We start from the raw sequence: 16413 nt of genomic DNA, 5'->3' as shown, positions 1-16413 counted from the left end.
TAGTGTAACATAATTCAATAGCCATTCCTATGATAAAAGATTACAAATTCTACCTGGCCTTAGCCTTTGTTTTGTTGTGGCGGGTTTCCTTGTCTTTGGCACAGGGGCTTCCATCTCCGAAAGAGCATTTTGGTTTTACGATAGGAGACGATTATCAGTTGGCAACCTATACCCAAACGGAAGCATACTTTAAAAAGCTGGCTGCAGCTTCCGATCGGGTTAACTTGGTAGACATGGGACTTACGGAAGAAGGCCGCCATCAATATATGGTGATTATCTCCTCTCCCGAAAACATAAAGAACCTGGGCCGCTACAAAGAAATCTCTCAGAAGCTTGCCCGTGCCGAAAACCTGACCGAAGAACAGGCGCGGGCGATGGCTGCCGAGGGGAAGAGTATTATCTGGATTGACGGTGGTTTGCATGCCACCGAAACAGTGGGCGCACATCAATTGATAGAAACAATCTGGCAACTAGCCAGCCGTACCGACAAGGAAACACTGCGCATTCTCGACCAGGATATTATACTGCTGGCCCATGCCAATCCGGATGGGCAGGAACTGGTAAGTAACTGGTATATGCGGGAGCGGAAACCTGAAAAACGTTCGTTAAGTCACCTGCCCAGGCTTTACCAGAAGTACGTTGGGCATGACAATAACCGAGATTTCTACATGATGAACATGAAAGAGTCGCAGAACATCAGCCGGCAGCTTTTTGTGGAGTGGATTCCACAGATTATGTACAACCACCACCAGCGAGGCCCTGCGGGATCTGTGCTGGCCGGCCCACCTTACCGCGATCCGTTCAACTATGTATACGACCCCCTGCTGGTAACGAGCCTGGATGCCGTTGGGGCCGCCATGAACAATCGTCTGAATGCAGAGGATAAGCCTGGTTACACGCAACGTGCTGGTTCACAATTTTCTACCTGGTGGAACGGCGGGCTGCGTACCACGCCTTATTTCCATAACATGATCGGCCTTCTGACAGAGATTATTGGTGGGCCTACGCCTGAGGATGTGCCGCTGGTGCCACAACGGCTTATCCCAAATGGTGCCACGCCTAACCCGGTAACGCCGCAGAAATGGCATTTCAGAAAGTCAATCGATTATTCTGTGTCGCTGAATTATGCTGTACTGAATTATGCGGCACGCCATAGCGATGAGCTGTTGTATAACATTTACCTGATGGGGAAGAATTCTATAGAGCGGGGCAGCAAAGACTACTGGGCCCTTTCTCCGAAACACGTAGACGCCATCAATGCCGCTCATTCCAAAGATCAGGCTAAAGAAGCCAAGGCTAAAGAATCGGAGAGCAATGAAGGTGATTTTGCTTTCGGACAGGGAGGTGGTATTCCGCCCAAGTATTTCGACGCCATACTGAAAGATCCTGCTCTCCGTGATCCGAGAGGGTATATTATTCCGGCTGATCAGGTTGATTTTCCAACAGCTGTTACGTTTGTGAATGCCCTGATTAAGTCTGGCATATTGGTGCACAAGGCAACAGCTGAGTTTACTGTCGCAAACAAGAAGTATCCGGCTGGTTCTTATGTTGTGCGAACAAATCAAGCTTTCCGCCCACATGTAATGGATATGTTTGAGCCGCAGGAGCACCCAAATGATTTTCAATATGAGGGAGGCCCGCCTATTAGACCTTACGATGCAGCCGGCTGGACACTGGCTTACCAGATGGGCGTACAGTTCGACCGCATACTGGATAGTTTCGACGGCCCTTTTCAGCGTGTGCCTTATGGCGAACTGCAGTCTCCGAAAGGAAACCTGGATGCGGCAGCGGCCACACGCGGCTATGTGTTAAAAGCGGGCGCAAATAACTCTTTTATTGCCGTGAATGATTTGCTGCAGGCAGGGGCAGAGGTGTACCGTATACAGCATACAGGGTCCGATCAAGGTTCTTTTTTTGTGCCGGCAACCGATAAAGCAAAACCAGTTTTGGAAAAAGCTGCTGCAGACTACAGCCTTGCCATAAAAGGTGTGGACCAGCAGCCTTCCGGTGCAGCCACAAAAGTAACTCCTGTACGCATTGCACTATGGGATACCTATGGTGGTTCTATGCCTTCTGGCTGGGTACGCTGGCTAATGGAACAGTATCATTTTCCGGTAAAGCTTGTATATGCACAGGATATTGATGCAGGTAAACTGCGGGAACAATACGATGTAATTGTATTTGTGACCAGGGCCATTCCTGCTCTACAGGATTTGAACAACAACAGGAGCAGAGCCAATGCCTCCAGGGAGCCGAACCCAAAAGATGTTCCTGCAGAATACCGGGCACACTTAGGTAAAATAACCCTTGATAAGTCTGTGCCGCAGTTAAAAGCCTTTATGGAAGCAGGAGGTACTGTTGTTACGATAGGCAGCAGCACCAATTTAGCCTATCATCTTGGGTTGCCAGTGCGTAATGCCTTAGTAGAGATGACGGCTTCAGGCCAGGAAAAATCTCTTCCGTCAACAAAGTATTATATACCGGGTAGCATCCTGCGTGTGAAGTATGATACTATGCAGCCAGCTGCATGGGGAATGCCATCTGAGGGAGATGTGTACTTTGACAACAGCCCGGTATTTAAAGTTACGCCCGATGCCATTTTAAAAGGAGATATAAAACCACTGGCCTGGTTTTCATCTAATAAGCCACTTCGGAGTGGCTGGGCCTGGGGGCAGGAGTATCTGCAGGATGGTATAGCCGCCTTTGTCGCACCTGTAGGAGCAGGTAAGTTATATGCTTTCGGGCCCGAAATTACTTTCCGCGGACAAGCTCATGGCACTTTCAAGCTCCTCTTCAATCAGTTGTACTTAAACAATGAAACCTCTCAAACGATGAGGTAATTACAAGGTAACCAGCATAGACTAGTGGTAAAGGTTCTATACCCTTTGGCTCTGATAAGCCTACCAATGTCTGGCTATGATAATACGATCAGCAACAAAAAAGCCTCTGAGTCTCAGAGGCTTTTTTGTTTATATCTGAAGCTGGTGCTACTCCAGCAGGAAAGTAACCTGCACAGAAGAAGTAACCAGTACTTCACCGCCAGCAATGGAAGGGCCATCGCCAGCCATGTCGGCTTCCATTCGGAGTGATTTGGCATAAACCGGACTCGGATTGTTGCTGCCGGAGGTCTCGTTGATGGCATAAACACGGCCTGTTTTGCTGCCCAGTTCATTTGCCAGTGCCTGGGCTTTTTGTCTGGCATTATTCACGGCACGTTTCTGTGCTTCTGCCTTGTGTTTCTCCAGCTCAGATACCCGGAAAGATACTCCGTCTACACGATTCACACCTGCTTTATACAAACCGGCTACCAGTTCGTCATACTTATTTAGCTGCTTTACTACTACCGTCATAGTTTTCTGGGCCATGTAAAACTCCGGAGCAGCATTGGCAAATTCTCCTCCCTGATACATGGGGTAAACGCTTACATAAGAAGTTTGAATAAGCCGCTCATCAATACCTTGTTTCTTGAGGTAAGAAATAACGGAGGAAGATTGAGAGTCTACCTGCTTACGGGCTTTTTCCAGGCTTTTGTCTCTTACTTCGAAACCAAAACTCAAAACCACCTCGTCGGGTTTTAACTTAACTTCGCCTGTGCCGCTCACATTAATGTGCGGTGGCATAATTTGCTGTGCCTGTAGTTGCATCATACCACAAAATAAAAGCAGGAGGGTGATCAAATAGGTTTTTTTCATCTTTTTAAATTGATTCGTGTTTATTAGCGGCGCCTATACATTTTTACCAACGCCTATATAACGCTTTGCTATATATATTGCTGTTATCAATTCTTGTACCAAGATGGCGGCGTGCAAAAAAAATCCCCCTCTGCTGGTGCCAGCAGAGGGGGATCCGGTATAATAACAAAAGCTTAAGCCGCCTCTTCAAAATCGAAATCGTGGTTGGCTGCATAGCGAGAAAGCAGTATTGCTGCAATAGTCGCCGCGCCTGCCGCTAAGATCAATTGGGGAGTACTTAACTTTCTGGCTCCTTTTATAACCAGTGTGCCCACATCATGCAGTAATTCTGGTAGCTTTTCGTGCCTGCCCTGCACCACGTGCATGGCAGATTCTACGGTTTTTGACATATCATGAGGCTGCAGCAACTGCAAAACTCCTTCACCGGATTTGCCTCCCTGATTCTGTTTATTTTCGTTTTCCATAGTTTGTATATGCTTTACAATTAAATTCAAAAATTACATTAGCGTTATACGCAGTTTAACAGTTGATGGCTTTATAGGTTACATTTATTTGGCTCTACCGCCGTACTGTTCAATCATCTGTGTCATTTTCTGGACAAGGCTGTCAGAGTTCAGCATCATGCTGGCAGGAAATCCTACTGAGAGGTCGCTTATATCAAGCACCTGTTCTTCGGGGTTATAGTTATACTTTGCCGAAACACCTTTTTCTTTGATGTTGCCACTATTGCCTTCCAGGCTCAGACCTACCGATTTAAGCTTGTCTTTTAACTGACTATAAACTTCTGGTGTAACACCTACATATTGTGCACTTTTAGCCATATATGGGAAATATTAGATTATTATATTGAGTTATAAATATAACGAAAGACATAGTGTAATGTTTGCTTCTGCTAAAGGGAGCTGCAATATAGGCTGGTTCTGCTTTTGCTGTAGAAATTTTTTATTAAAATTTTTGGCAATTGTTTGTGTTGTAAAAAACGCCTGCTATATTTGCACCCGCAATGCAGTAACACGGTCCGTTCGTCTAGGGGTTAGGACTTCAGATTTTCATTCTGGCAACAGGGGTTCGATTCCCCTACGGACTACTGTTTATCATACCTAATTCAGCTAAAAGCCTGCAAATAGAGCATTTGCAGGCTTTTTCTTTTTCCGGCACCACCGATTTATTCGGCTTTTCCCAAAGAATAGGAGCGTAATTCGGTGCGTCATTTTTGCCACGCTCCCTGACTCACCGAATTACGCTTAATAAACTGACACACAAGCTGTACAGCCTTTGTACATCTTGATTCTGTTTTGCTGCAAGGCTAACTTGTTCAACCGTTAAGCAGCAAAGCCATGCGCCAGTGTATCAAAATTATCTTTTACCTCAAAAAGCCACGGCACTACCAGGCAGGCCCAGTGCCTATTTATCTTCGTATCACCATCGCCGGAAAAAGAGCAGAAATCTCCACCGGAAGAAACTGCGAGCCCGGCCGCTGGAACTCCTCTGCCGGAAGAGCCGCAGGTACCAGGGAAGCCGTAGTTTCCCTTAATGTTTACCTGGACACGCTCCAGGCCCGGGTACAGGAGGCACACCGCCAGTTACTGGAGGCAGGCCAGGAAGTTACGGCTGAAAATGTTAAAATCAGGTTCTCCGGCAAGCAGGAAAAGGTACGAACGCTCCTGGAAGAGCTCAGGGAGCATAACCACCGAATGGAGGCTTTAGTGGGAGCAGAATACTCCTCCGCCACGCTGAAAGGCTACAGAACTTCCCTTGGTCACACTGAAGGTTTCATCCAGTTCAAGTACGGCACCCAGGATATTCCCCTGCGCCAGGTGGACCACGCCTTCGTTACCGACTACGACTTCTACCTCAGGAGCGTATGCAGGTGCTCCGCCAGCTCTGCGGCCAAATACCTCAAGCACTTAAAGAAGATTACGCGCACCTGCCTGGCCCACGGCTGGATAGAGCGCGACCCTTTCCTGCACTACAAGGCTAAGGTAAAGCCAGTAGAACGGGTGTTTCTTTCAGAGGAGGAGTTGGAGAAGATAGCAGCAAAAGAGTTAGTGACAGAGCGGCTTTCGCAGGTGCGGGACATCTTCCTCTTCAGTTGTTATACCGGCCTGGCTTACGCCGACGTACAGCAGCTGAAAAGAAGTGACATCGGCAAAGGCGTGGACGGAGAGCAATGGGTGTTCAAGCAGCGTCAGAAAACCGACACCCCCTCCCGCATTCCGCTGCTACCGGCGGCCCTGGCTATACTGGAGCGTTACCGGCAGCACCCGCAGTGCCTCTACAAGGACCGGCTCCTGCCCGTGCTCAGCAATCAGAAGATGAACGCCTACCTCAGGGAAATTATGGACGTGTGCGGTATTACCAAGCCTGTTACTTTCCACACCGCCCGCCACACCTTTGCCACCACCGTCACGCTGCTTAACGGTGTACCGATGGAGAGCGTCTCGAAGATGCTCGGCCACACCTCCATCAAGACTACCCAGCACTATGCTAAGGTGCTCGACCAGAAGGTGAGTGAGGACATGGGGATGCTGAAAAGTAAGTTTAGAAGTGTTCCGGCAGAAGAGAATATGTGCTGTACTAAATCCTTTGAGGTAAAGGGACTGACCTTTATTTCTACAACAAGAATTCATCAAAAATAGTATATTTGTATAGGGACTTTCTGAATAATGTCCCCTGCTATTAAAAAGAAAACATGCGTATACAGGCTGTAGTCCGAAAGGGTCCGATGAAAGAGATAGACGAGTACGAAGACCTGCTCTACTGGCTCAGTCGTGCGCCCAAAGAACGGATAGAAGCGGTTACTTTTATCATCTCTCAATACCTCAAGCCAGGCCAGCGGCTAGACCGCTCTGCTGTCGTTAAAAAAAGACTCTCCCGATGATATTGGCAAGGGATTTCGAGGAATTCATAGCCCTCTTGAACAAGCATGGGGTGGAATACCTGGTGGTGGGTGGCTATGCACTCGCCTTCCACGGGCGTCCGCGGCACACCGGTGACCTGGACATCTGGATCGGTGTATCGGAGGAGAACGCGCAGCGAATGCTCCAGGCGCTTCATGACTTTGGCTTGTCATCCCTTGGGTTTGAAGAGGAAGACTTCCTCAAGGAGGGCTATGTCACCCAGATAGGCTATCCTCCCCTGCGTATCGATATCCTCAACACCATTGATGGTGTCAGTTTCCAGGATGCCTACTCCAACAGAGAGCAGGTTGACCTGGATGGGCTGCAGGTACCTTATATCGGGTTACGCGAGTTTATTCAAAATAAGGAAGCAGTCGGCAGGGCGCGCGACCTGAGTGATATCAAGGAATTACAGCCAAAACCCAAACAAAAAAGAAACAGAGGGCGGAAAATTTAACCCAGACTTACTGATTTCAATTTTTTTAGTCATTTCAATTTCTTTCTTCATAAGCAAAAAGGAACTACAATAGGTATCCTTGATCTGCTAAGGAGAGGTAAAACTTTACCATCGCATTGCTACAGTCACTACCATTACTACCATGCTGTTGGAATGCGATGGTAGTAATGGTAGTGTTCTCCTGGATGAAAGATTCTGAAAATGTTTTAGATGTTTGATGGTATGGGTAACTTCTCCTGTTTGCTTTAATTGTGGAATGTTATGTTGCTTTTGAAAAAGAAAAGAAGCCGAGTTCCGAGGCGATCTTCAGGAGGCTCTGACCAGGGGGTGGAGCCTTTTTTGTTTACAAAAATACATCTTGCTTCTCGCTTCTCGCACCAAACCGCGAGATACCTCACTTATTAGAATCAGAAATCTATCTTACACTATGAACATTCAGGAGCAATCCAGGAAGAACATAATTGACTCTTAAAATCCATTGTGATATATTTGTTCTATAGCATTTGCAGCCAAACTGAAGCAAAGAAGTGGTGCGTAATTCGGTGAGTCGGGAAACAAAAACCACCTAAATAATTGATAATCAAAAGCTAATAAAGGAATTGCGATTCCCCTACGGACTACCAAGGGGGAAAAGTTAGTTTCACAGCTGCTTTTCCCCCTTTCCTTTTGCCTCATTTTCTGCGTTATCTCTGCGGCAAGGCCGAAAAAGGTGTTCACCCTGGTGGTTCGATAAGCCTCCTTTTCCCGGTCATATTGCACACCTTCGGGAAACACCAGTGCCTGCAGCCTTCTTCTCTGTGAAGAGTCCCCCTTAGCCCATTTGGATGAGAGACTTAGCATCATTTTTAGCCCGTTTCCCAGCAGCATCTTGTGGTTCGATAAAGGACCCGATAGTTTTTCCAGGTTCACTTCTATTTCCCGCATCTCTGCCTTCAGTTCAGCACCGAACTTTGCGTAGATTTCCTTTTCGATCTCCCCGTAGGCGTACCTTCTTTCGAGCGTGTCTTTTTTCTTCTGCAGCTCAGAGCACTGCAGCTGCAGCCGCTTCTCCTCCTGCTCGTGGTCCTGGCTCAGCTTCTTGAACACCTGCGACATCATCTCCTGCACCTGCGGCGGCGGCACGGGGTCGATCTGGTACTCTTTGAGCAGCCCCTGGTAGAGCTCGTGCATTTTGCCCACGTTCCTGTTGAGGCAGCAGCCCTTGGTGTTGCACTTGTAGTAGTGGATGCCCTTCTTCTTCATCTCGTAACCTGTCAGCGGCTTTGAGCAGGACCCGCACCGGATGTGGTGTCTCAAGGGCAGCTGTTTGTAGACTTCCCTGAAAGTTGGCCATTTAAAAGTTGAGTAAATGTTTAACTTTAGATGGAATGAAAAAGACACGCTTTACAGAATCACAGATCATCAAGGCCATCAAAGAGCACGAGAACGGCCGCAACGCCCAGGACCTTTGCCGGGAGCTGGGCATCACCTCCTCGGCCTTCTACAAGTGGCGCCAGCGCTACGGCGGCCTGGAGGTAAAGGAGCTCAAGCGAATGAAAGAGCTGGAGGAGGAGAACGCCCGACTCAAGAAAATGTTTGCAGAGCTCTCGCTGGTGCACCACGCCCTCAAGGACGCGGTAGAAAAAAAGCTTTAGAGCCTGACGAGAAGAAGGCGCTGGTGGGGTTTATGGTGGAGGAGCACGGGGTGAGCGTTCGTCAGGCTTGCAAGGCAGCAGGCCTTCCTAGAAGCAGCTATCAGTACAGTCCGGTGGAAAGAGACGACAACCTGGTGGAAGAAGAGCTACGGCTGCTGGTGGAGAAGCACCCTTCGATTGGCTTCTGGAAATGCTTCCACCGCATTAGGAGGAGAGGCCACGGGTGGAACCACAAACGCGTCTACAGGGTCTACAGCCAACTGAGATTAAACATCCGCAGAAGGCACAAAAAACGACTGCCGGCCCGTGTCAAGCAAGCTTTGTTCCAGCCCGAGAAGATCAACCAGGTCTGGTCGGTGGACTTTATGAGTGACAGCCTCTGGGACGGCCGCAAGTTCCGCCTGCTCAACATCGACGACGACTTTAACCGGGAGCTCCTCACCATGGAGGCGGACCTCTCCATACCAGCCCTACGCCTGATCAGGGTGCTGGAGTACCTCAAGGAGTTCAGGGGGCTGCCCGAGATGATCCGGGTGGACAACGGGCCGGAGTTCATCTCCCGCAAACTCGAAGACTGGTGCAAGGAGAACAAGGTGAGGCTGGTGTTTATTCAGCCAGGGAAACCGACCCAGAACGCCTACATCGAGCGCTGCAACGGCAGCATCAGGAGAGAGCTGCTCAACGCTTACGTGTTCCGGACCCTTTCGGAGGTGCGCCAGAAAGCGGAGGAATGGATGGAGGACTATAATCACCACCGCCCGCACCAGGCGCTAAATTTCAGAACACCTGCGGAATTGTTGGAGGAAATTGTAACTTGAAAAACCAACTTTACAATGGCCTAAAATCTGGGGAAGCTTACACATTGCCACCGTGTCCAAGAATCACTCTCTCGCTTGTTCTGTGGTAAATTGCAAAGCTTTTATTCTCGTTAATAAATGCAATTTCGTTTGCTGGGGCACAGCTTGTAAAAGCAATTATACTAGCTGCTATAAATACCAGTACTTCCTTTTTCATAATTATTAATCAACCACAACGTGTTCGTGCAGCTGATGAACGAGGCGAAGCCGAAGTATAAAAGCTGCACCTTGTGTGCGCCCAGTATGGGCACCTGGTACTGAAGGTATCAAATTATTCCAGAGGGTGCAAGTCCCTTACAGGCGAGTTGGTGAAGCCTGTTAGCAAGCCGCAAGCTGGTTCGTCGTGAGGCGTGCAGTGAAGAAAGCGGGACTGCAAAATCCGGTACTGACGGACAGAAACTGCATAAGAGGCAGGGAGTCGTGGGTAAGCAAGCACATCTTTGTAAAGCCCCTGACCAACAAGCGACTTTGTGTAGATGCAGCAGGAATCGGAGGAAGGAATGTGCTCTTACCTGGGGAGGTCTCCCTCTGTCGTGAACACAGGGAGAAGTCAGCAGAGGCCATAGTAGGTAGAGGTAACGAGCCGGGAAGCACCCGGAGGTCTCACAAGCTACCGAAGGGCCGAACGTTAAGTTGCTCTTAATTCGGCAAGGAGGCTCAGCCAGCCTTGCCTTAAGCGGGGCAGAGATTACAGTAAAAGTAGTAAAGATGATAGAGAAGGTACTCCACCGGGGCAACATGCTCAAGGCATACACGCACGTGCTGGCCAACAAAGGTTCGGCCGGTGTGGACGGTATGCCGGTAGAGAAGCTGGCTACGCACCTGAAACAAAACAGGGACGCCATCGCTACCGACATCTGCAACGGCAGGTACCTGCCTCCACCCATCCTAGGGGTAGCCATACCCAAGAGCAACGGTAAGAATCGCCTGCTGGGCATTCCCACCGTCACCGACCGCGTACTGCAACAGGCCGTTAATCAGGTGATAGCACCGCTCTTTGAGCTTGATTTTACCCAGCACAGCTACGGCTTCCGCCCCAACCGCAATGCCCACCAGGCCCTGCAGCAGGCACACAGGCACATCCACGAGGGCTATCAGCACATCGTGGACATCGACCTGCAGAACTTCTTCGATGAAGTGGATCATTGCCTGCTGCTGCAACTGCTTTACCGGAAGGTAAAATGCCCCCTCGCCCTACGCCTCATCCGCAAATGGCTCCGGGCCCCCATCCTTATCAACGGGAGACTGGTCAAACGTCGGAAGGGCGTGCCGCAGGGAAGCCCGCTCTCACCGCTGCTCTCCAATATCATGCTCCACGAGCTGGATAAGGAACTGGAGCGGCAGGGGCTGCGCTACGTGCGCTATGCCGACGACTTCAGCGTCTACACCAAAAGTGAAGATGAAGCTCGAAAAGTAGGCAACGCTGTATTCCTCTTCCTGCGGAACAGGCTCAAGCTGCCTATCAACAGGGAGAAGAGCGGCATCAGGCGGCCAGTAGACTTTCAGATTCTGGGTCACGGATTCGTGCCCACCTATAAGAAGGGAGATAAGGGCAAATACCAGCTGGTAGTGGCAAAGAAGGGATGGGAAAGGTTAAAGCAAAAGCTAAAGAGCATCACCCGCAAAACAACGCCCTGCTCTTTTGAGCAGCGTGTCCGGGAACTGAAAGAGGCGCAGCGAGGCTGGGTCCACTACTTCCGTTTGGCAAGTATACAGGGCAAACTCAAAGAGGTCGACAGCTGGATACGAAACAGGCTCAGGCACTGCATCTGGCATGACTGGAAACGACCGGACCGGAAAAGGAAGAACCTGATTCGGCTGGGCGTTCCCAAGTGGCAGGCGTATGCCTGGAGCAGGACCAGGAAAGGAGGATGGGCAGTAGCTCAAAGTCCAATCCTGATAACGACGGTAACGGTGAAACGGCTTGTCCGCAGGGGGTATGAATCAATGCTTGACTACTACAAGAAAGTAGCTCCACAGCTTAACGAACCGCTGTATGCGAGAACCGCTTGTACAGTGGTGGTGTGTCACGAACGAAGGACGCTTTTAGTGTCCTTTGGTGCTGTGCAAATGATGAGGGCAGGCCCCTCGGAGCCGGTAGTCAGGTGCAGGCTCCAAACCGCCTTGTGCGGCTTTGCTTAAAAGGCATGGTCGTGAGCGACAAGGAAAAGTTACCGGAAAGGTAGCAGGTAGGTGTTAAGGAGACGAACGCAAGTGAACTGCTGAAGAAGTGTCGTTAGCGAATAAGTGATGTCAAAACCGGGAGTCACCACTGTCCCGGGATAAGCATGAGGGCAACCTGGCTACTGCTCATGCGGCATCCGGCATTAAGGCAGCGTGACCTTAACACAGGCATTTGCACGGAACGTGAGAACGTGTCGTCCTGATGAGAAGGGAGAAGCTCAAGTGGCAGACCCACAAGAGTAAGAGTACCGAGGCAGGGCACGCGGGCGGAACATCCCGTAGTAGCGTGGAAGTCCCTGTAATGGGGATGGAGCCAAGGGGATGTATTATCCGGTTTTTATCACAAAGAAAACTGCAGGTAAGCCTGCAGGAGGTACTGACATGATTAAGACAAAACCATTTACCATCTCAAAGCACATCGTGCACCAGGCTTACCTGCGTGTAAAACAAAACGGAGGTAGCGCAGGTGTGGATGGGCTAAACCTCGAGGAGTTCGACCAGGACAGCAGAAATCACCTTTACCGGTTATGGAACCGAATGAGCTCGGGAAGCTATATGCCCGCACCCGTCTTACTGGTGGAAATTCCCAAGAGCGGCGGGGGCACCCGTCCACTAGGAATACCCACTGTTACGGATCGTATTGCCCAGATGGTAGTCACCATGACATTGGCACCAGTACTGGAGCCTGTGTTCCATGACGACTCCTATGGGTACAGGCCGGGCAAAAGCGCACTGGAAGCGGTGGGCAAAGCCAGGCAGCGGTGCTGGCGGCAGGACTGGGTTCTGGACCTGGACATCAAAGGCTTCTTCGACAGCATCCCGCACGAGTTGCTCCTAAAAGCAGTGCGCAGGCACACAGACTGCAAATGGGTGCTGCTCTACATCGAGCGGTGGCTCAAAACACCTGTGCAGCAAAGAAACGGCATAACCACAGAAAGGACAAAGGGCACTCCGCAGGGAGCAGTCATCAGTCCGCTGCTGGCCAACCTGTTTCTGCACTACTGCATGGACGAGTGGCTGCGGATAAAGTATCCCGGTTGCCCGTTCGAGCGCTACGCAGACGACTGTGTGATACACTGCAGCACCGAGCAGCAGGCGATAGCGCTTAAAGAAGCACTGGCAGAAAGGCTAAAGGCATGTGGCTTGGAGATGCACCCGGAGAAGACCAAAATTGTTTACTGCAGGGACGAGGACCGACGCAAAAGTTACCCGAACATGTCTTTTGAATTTCTGGGCTATACATTCAGAAGCAGGAAGTCACGGAATAAGCAGGGTAAATATTTTATCGGATTCTTACCGGCAGTTGGCGATAAAGCCAGGAAGGCAATCCGGGAAAGGATAAGGGCATGGAAGTTGACCAGCAGAAGCGGCAGCAGCCTGACAAGGCTGGCCGAGGAAATCAACCCAGTTCTGAAAGGCTGGATTAACTACTACGGACACTTCTACAAATCGGAACTCTATGAGGTATTGAGATATTTGAACCTTGTACTCAAGAGCTGGGCCAGGCAGAAGTATAAGAAACTGCAGGGCCATAAAATCAGAGCAAGCGATTGGCTGGGGAAGGTGGCTAAGGCCATTCCGAACCTGTTTGCGCACTGGCAGCTGGGAGTAAGGCCGTGAAGGTTGGATAATAGGAGCCGTGTAAGGCGAGAGTCTTACGCACGGTTCTGTGAGGGCGTAAGGGGGAGGTTCCCTTGCGCTACTCGACTGAGAGCCTCACCGTGAGTAATTTTGCTCACGGCGGGCTACTCGATTGGGCAATGGATTATTTAGTGCTTCAGCTATATTACATTTTAGCAGCCGCAGTAGCCGACAAATTTTTGTTCAAGTTTATACTTGCCTTTGATAATAGTGAGCACTCCTTTCACATCTGATGTTTCTTCCATTTCTGCGCTCTCAACAGTCTCTGTATTTTTCATTCTAATTTCTAATGAGTCATTAGCATAAATAGTAGAGCCATTACTCTCTCCCTTATAGTCTAATTTTTGCACTTCACCATTGAGCCTTATCATAGCTATATCGCCAGCATCTCTATAAATGTAAATTCCTGTTTTCTTATCTTGTTCAGATAAGTAGAGAGTACAGCCGCAACCAATAAATTCATCTGGGATTGTGTTAAATGTCTCCAACTTCAGACCGTTAATTGGAGAGTCTATTTATGCACTTACTTTTTAATTTCTACAGGAGGTACTTCTTCAGCTTCCATTTGAGTAGTTGTTAAGGAAACTGATTCCTTTTCAACTTTTACTTCCTTATTAGAGCAGGAGAATATAGCAAGGGTTAACAATAGGAGTATTGCCTGCTTCATAAATTTCTCTTTAAAAATTTTATTCTATACTTACATCTTTTGCCCAACTATAGTATAGACGTCATTATGACGGTTATCTGCATTATGTGCGTAAGTGGCAAAGCCTCAATAAAAGGGTTCTCTTTTTGGCTCTTCACTCCTCTTGCTGCATCCATAGTATATTCTTTAGCTAATATAGGTAGAATTTAAAGATTGTCAAGCGGACTCACAATACTTTCCATGCCGTGGCTGGTGATGTGGGTGTAGACCTCGGTGGTCTTGCTGCTTCTGTGACCTAGTAAGGACTGGATGTAACGCAGGTTGGTACCCTGCTCAAGCAAGTGTGTGGCAAAAGAATGGCGCAGCGTGTGCGGGGTGGCCTTTACCTGAACCCCTGACTTTTTCAGCGCAGCCCGGAACACGTTCCTGGTACTCTCCACTGAGTACTGCCCGCCCGTCTGCCCCTCAAACAGCCAAAGCTTCGGCCTGTATGCCTTGTAGTACGCCCTCAGGCTCTCCAGCAGCTTCCTGGAGAGCAGCGTGGTGCGGTCCTTCTTGCCCTTACCGCCACGGATCAGCAGCAGATTCCTGCCAGACTGCACATCGGTAACTTTCAAATTGATTATCTCCCCGATCCGTAGGCCGCCCGCATAGAGCAGCTGCAGCAGGCAGCGGTGCTTCAGGTTGTCGGTGGACGAGAGGATCTTCTGCACTTCCTGCTTGCTGAGGACCGTGGGCAGCCTGTCCGGCTTCTCGGGACGCTCCACCTGGCTCAGGTCCAGGGTGTGGCGCCCGAGCACCCGCTGGAAGTAGAACTTGATTGCATTGATGCTCTGGTTCACAAAGGAATAGGAGTAGGAGCCGCACTGCACCATCTGCCGGTGGTACTGGTTTATCTCCTCCGAGGCAAAGGCATTGATCACGTCCAGGCCCTGTACGCGGTGACCATTAAAGAAGCGCAGCAAAAGGGAGTGGTACGTGCGGATGGTGCTCATGGAGTAGTTGAGCAGTTGCAGCTTCTCCAGGTAGGGCATAGGGCAGGTGATGTAACCGGCACCCTTCCAGTATGTCTGTTCCCATAGCCTGCGCATCACTGACATGTCACTCACCTTCAGCGTGCTGCACAGCCATACCACGGCCAAGCCCTGCAGCTCGTCCAGCAGTTTGTGCATTTCCGCTGCCCGTGTACCCAGCGCGAAGCACTTCGCCTCCGCCAGCCACTCGCAGCTTCTCCCGACCTGCAATCTCCTGTAAATAACTTCGCTGTATTGAAAGGACACCTGAATCAGCTCCCTGTCTCCGCAGAGTAGGGGCTGCAGACGCACCACCGGCAACTCGGGCTGCTTCTGCAGGGGTTCCGACTGCTCGCCCCTCCCCCTTACCACGGCTCCAAATGCCGGACGCAGCCGCTTGGGCCGGTTCAGGTAGCGAGTATCTACCAGTGCCAGCCCCTGGAAGCTCTGATGCAGCTGCTCGATTGCCTGCGGCGTTTTGTGCGTCACGTAGCACTTATAGGTCTTACTGAACTTCACAAAGGCGCTCTCCTTCAGCCGCTTGCTGATGGCAGGATGGTGCTTGTGCCAGATGCGGATAAACTGCTTTCCCTCGTGCTCCAGGGAGTTGAGAAATAAAACAGGCGCAGAGGCGGATAAATGGTGCATAGGAATATGATTATTAGTCCAAATATACCCGCTTCCAAACCACTTGCCGTAAAATACGCGTATAGGTCCGTAACTAAACGGATGATCCGGATAGAATCGCATATAATCAGTTAAAGCCATGGGAACAACAACAAAAGCATGCGGGCACTGCGGGGGAAGCTTAAGCGGCCGGGCAGACAAGAAGTTCTGCTCCGACCAGTGCCGGGCAAGGGCCGGCAACCAGCGTAAGCTGGAAGATGAGGGAGAGCAGCTCATGCGGCAGATCAACCTCACACTGCGCAAGAATCGCCACATCCTGCACCGGGTGAGCCCTGAGGGTAAGACTACGCTGCGGCGCGAGGTACTGCTTCAGGCAGGCTTTGACTTTCGCCACTTCACCCACCTCTACCGCACCAAGAGCGGTAGCACTTACCACTTCTGCTACGACTATGGCTACCTGCTGCTCGATGAGGAGAAGGTGCTGATCGTCAACTGGCAACAGTATATGGAGAAAAGATAAAGCATTGTGAAGCGCAGAGACCGTTATTGTAATATAAGGCTAGAACAGCCTACTAACCGGCCCTCCCATTCACTTGCAAAATTCACTTAACAGGAGAAGATCTCTGTGGATAAGGTTCGATGATTCACTCCTATGGTCTACTACAGCAAAAAAACTGCTCCACGTTAAATGGAGCAGCTTTTTTGGTTCGACAAAAACAATGCAATTCCTCTTTGGTTAAATTTAAACTCATTAGGACTTCT

16 protein-coding genes and 1 tRNA gene are annotated in these 16413 nt (G+C 49.9%); 9 read left to right on the top strand and 8 right to left on the bottom strand.

Going from position 1 to position 16413, the window contains the following annotated elements; translation table 11 throughout:
• The first annotated feature begins 29 nt into the window (after positions 1-29).
• Positions 30-2840: a M14 metallopeptidase family protein gene (locus tag C1N53_RS10600; RefSeq protein WP_137759283.1), complete on the top strand. Its 2811-nt coding sequence runs from the start codon at positions 30-32 to the stop codon at positions 2838-2840.
• Positions 2841-2987: 147 nt separating this feature from the next.
• Here C1N53_RS10600 and C1N53_RS10595 read toward each other — a convergent pair whose 3' ends face one another.
• The 3 genes from C1N53_RS10595 to C1N53_RS10585 form a co-directional block, all read right to left on the bottom strand.
• A complete protein-coding gene (locus C1N53_RS10595; protein WP_137759282.1) occupies positions 2988-3692 on the bottom strand; it encodes an SIMPL domain-containing protein in 705 nt (234 codons plus the stop codon).
• A gap of 173 nt (positions 3693-3865) precedes the next feature.
• On the bottom strand, positions 3866-4156 hold the full coding sequence (locus tag C1N53_RS10590) for a hypothetical protein (protein WP_137759281.1): 291 nt from the start codon (positions 4154-4156) through the stop codon (positions 3866-3868).
• Positions 4157-4240: 84 nt separating this feature from the next.
• Positions 4241-4513, bottom strand: coding sequence for a hypothetical protein (locus tag C1N53_RS10585; protein WP_137759280.1), 273 nt, complete (start codon positions 4511-4513; stop codon positions 4241-4243).
• 194 nt (positions 4514-4707) lie between these two features.
• Here C1N53_RS10585 and C1N53_RS10580 point away from each other — a divergent pair.
• The 4 genes from C1N53_RS10580 to C1N53_RS10565 all read left to right on the top strand — a co-directional run bounded on the left by C1N53_RS10580 (position 4708) and on the right by C1N53_RS10565 (position 7049).
• Positions 4708-4779, top strand: a tRNA-Glu gene (locus C1N53_RS10580).
• A gap of 250 nt (positions 4780-5029) precedes the next feature.
• A complete protein-coding gene (locus C1N53_RS10575) occupies positions 5030-6331 on the top strand; it encodes a site-specific integrase (RefSeq protein ID WP_137759279.1) in 1302 nt (433 codons plus the stop codon).
• A 53-nt stretch (positions 6332-6384) separates the two neighbouring features.
• The gene (locus tag C1N53_RS10570) at positions 6385-6573 is read left to right on the top strand and encodes a hypothetical protein (RefSeq protein WP_137759278.1); all 189 of its coding nucleotides are present in this window, start codon (positions 6385-6387) and stop codon (positions 6571-6573) included.
• Positions 6570-7049, top strand: a complete 480-nt coding sequence (locus tag C1N53_RS10565; RefSeq protein ID WP_206077638.1) for a hypothetical protein — start codon at positions 6570-6572, stop codon at positions 7047-7049. Before C1N53_RS10570 ends, C1N53_RS10565 begins: the two co-directional genes overlap by 4 nt.
• 468 nt (positions 7050-7517) lie before the next feature.
• On the opposite strand, the gene C1N53_RS10560 is transcribed toward C1N53_RS10565, so the two are convergent.
• Positions 7518-8291, bottom strand: a complete 774-nt coding sequence (locus tag C1N53_RS10560; RefSeq protein WP_137759277.1) for a hypothetical protein — start codon at positions 8289-8291, stop codon at positions 7518-7520.
• A 125-nt stretch (positions 8292-8416) separates the two neighbouring features.
• Between C1N53_RS10560 and C1N53_RS10555 the strand changes: the two genes are divergently transcribed.
• Positions 8417-9501 (top strand): IS3 family transposase gene (locus C1N53_RS10555; protein WP_240773456.1). Its coding sequence is split into 2 segments (ribosomal slippage): positions 8417-8678 and positions 8678-9501, totalling 1086 coding nucleotides; the frame shifts between segments, so codons are not numbered across the junction.
• A gap of 37 nt (positions 9502-9538) precedes the next feature.
• Here C1N53_RS10555 and C1N53_RS22545 read toward each other — a convergent pair.
• Positions 9539-9697, bottom strand: coding sequence for a hypothetical protein (locus C1N53_RS22545; protein ID WP_168194011.1), 159 nt, complete (start codon positions 9695-9697; stop codon positions 9539-9541).
• 551 nt (positions 9698-10248) lie between these two features.
• Here C1N53_RS22545 and ltrA (C1N53_RS10550) point away from each other — a divergent pair.
• Both ltrA (C1N53_RS10550) and ltrA (C1N53_RS10545) read left to right on the top strand, forming a co-directional pair.
• Positions 10249-11682 (top strand): group II intron reverse transcriptase/maturase, encoded by a 1434-nt coding sequence (ltrA, locus tag C1N53_RS10550; protein WP_137757599.1) that lies wholly within the window; start codon positions 10249-10251, stop codon positions 11680-11682.
• Positions 11683-12105: 423 nt separating this feature from the next.
• On the top strand, positions 12106-13344 hold the full coding sequence (gene ltrA / locus C1N53_RS10545) for a group II intron reverse transcriptase/maturase (RefSeq protein WP_137757598.1): 1239 nt from the start codon (positions 12106-12108) through the stop codon (positions 13342-13344).
• A 173-nt stretch (positions 13345-13517) separates the two neighbouring features.
• On the opposite strand, the gene C1N53_RS10540 is transcribed toward ltrA (C1N53_RS10545), so the two are convergent.
• The 3 genes from C1N53_RS10540 to C1N53_RS10535 all read right to left on the bottom strand — a co-directional run bounded on the left by C1N53_RS10540 (position 13518) and on the right by C1N53_RS10535 (position 15672).
• Entirely contained in the window at positions 13518-13853 is a 336-nt protein-coding gene (locus tag C1N53_RS10540) for a hypothetical protein (RefSeq protein WP_137759275.1), read from the bottom strand.
• Between the two features lie 35 nt (positions 13854-13888).
• Entirely contained in the window at positions 13889-14032 is a 144-nt protein-coding gene (locus C1N53_RS22540) for a hypothetical protein (protein WP_168194010.1), read from the bottom strand.
• A gap of 185 nt (positions 14033-14217) precedes the next feature.
• Positions 14218-15672: a tyrosine-type recombinase/integrase gene (locus C1N53_RS10535; RefSeq protein ID WP_137759274.1), complete on the bottom strand. Its 1455-nt coding sequence runs from the start codon at positions 15670-15672 to the stop codon at positions 14218-14220.
• 118 nt (positions 15673-15790) lie between these two features.
• On the opposite strand from C1N53_RS10535, the gene C1N53_RS10530 reads away from it, so the two are divergent.
• Positions 15791-16171, top strand: coding sequence for a hypothetical protein (locus tag C1N53_RS10530; RefSeq protein WP_137759273.1), 381 nt, complete (start codon positions 15791-15793; stop codon positions 16169-16171).
• The last annotated feature ends 242 nt before the right edge of the window (positions 16172-16413 follow it).

This window comes from Pontibacter sp. SGAir0037, from assembly GCF_005491705.1.
Classification (GTDB): domain Bacteria; phylum Bacteroidota; class Bacteroidia; order Cytophagales; family Hymenobacteraceae; genus Pontibacter.
The sequence above is the reverse complement of the archived record's forward strand: the minus strand, read 5'-3'. Positions and strand labels throughout refer to the sequence as shown.

Coding starts and splice junctions, on each gene's coding strand:
- C1N53_RS10600 (WP_137759283.1), top strand. CDS start 30: ATGATAAAAGATTACAAATTCTACCTGGCCTTAGCCTTTGTTTTGTTG.
- C1N53_RS10595 (WP_137759282.1), bottom strand. CDS start 3,692: ATGAAAAAAACCTATTTGATCACCCTCCTGCTTTTATTTTGTGGTATG.
- C1N53_RS10590 (WP_137759281.1), bottom strand. CDS start 4,156: ATGGAAAACGAAAATAAACAGAATCAGGGAGGCAAATCCGGTGAAGGA.
- C1N53_RS10585 (WP_137759280.1), bottom strand. CDS start 4,513: ATGGCTAAAAGTGCACAATATGTAGGTGTTACACCAGAAGTTTATAGT.
- C1N53_RS10575 (WP_137759279.1), top strand. CDS start 5,030: ATGCGCCAGTGTATCAAAATTATCTTTTACCTCAAAAAGCCACGGCAC.
- C1N53_RS10570 (WP_137759278.1), top strand. CDS start 6,385: ATGCGTATACAGGCTGTAGTCCGAAAGGGTCCGATGAAAGAGATAGAC.
- C1N53_RS10565 (WP_206077638.1), top strand. CDS start 6,570: ATGATATTGGCAAGGGATTTCGAGGAATTCATAGCCCTCTTGAACAAG.
- C1N53_RS10560 (WP_137759277.1), bottom strand. CDS start 8,291: ATGAAGAAGAAGGGCATCCACTACTACAAGTGCAACACCAAGGGCTGC.
- C1N53_RS22545 (WP_168194011.1), bottom strand. CDS start 9,697: ATGAAAAAGGAAGTACTGGTATTTATAGCAGCTAGTATAATTGCTTTT.
- ltrA (WP_137757599.1), top strand. CDS start 10,249: ATGATAGAGAAGGTACTCCACCGGGGCAACATGCTCAAGGCATACACG.
- ltrA (WP_137757598.1), top strand. CDS start 12,106: ATGATTAAGACAAAACCATTTACCATCTCAAAGCACATCGTGCACCAG.
- C1N53_RS22540 (WP_168194010.1), bottom strand. CDS start 14,032: ATGAAGCAGGCAATACTCCTATTGTTAACCCTTGCTATATTCTCCTGC.
- C1N53_RS10535 (WP_137759274.1), bottom strand. CDS start 15,672: ATGCACCATTTATCCGCCTCTGCGCCTGTTTTATTTCTCAACTCCCTG.
- C1N53_RS10530 (WP_137759273.1), top strand. CDS start 15,791: ATGGGAACAACAACAAAAGCATGCGGGCACTGCGGGGGAAGCTTAAGC.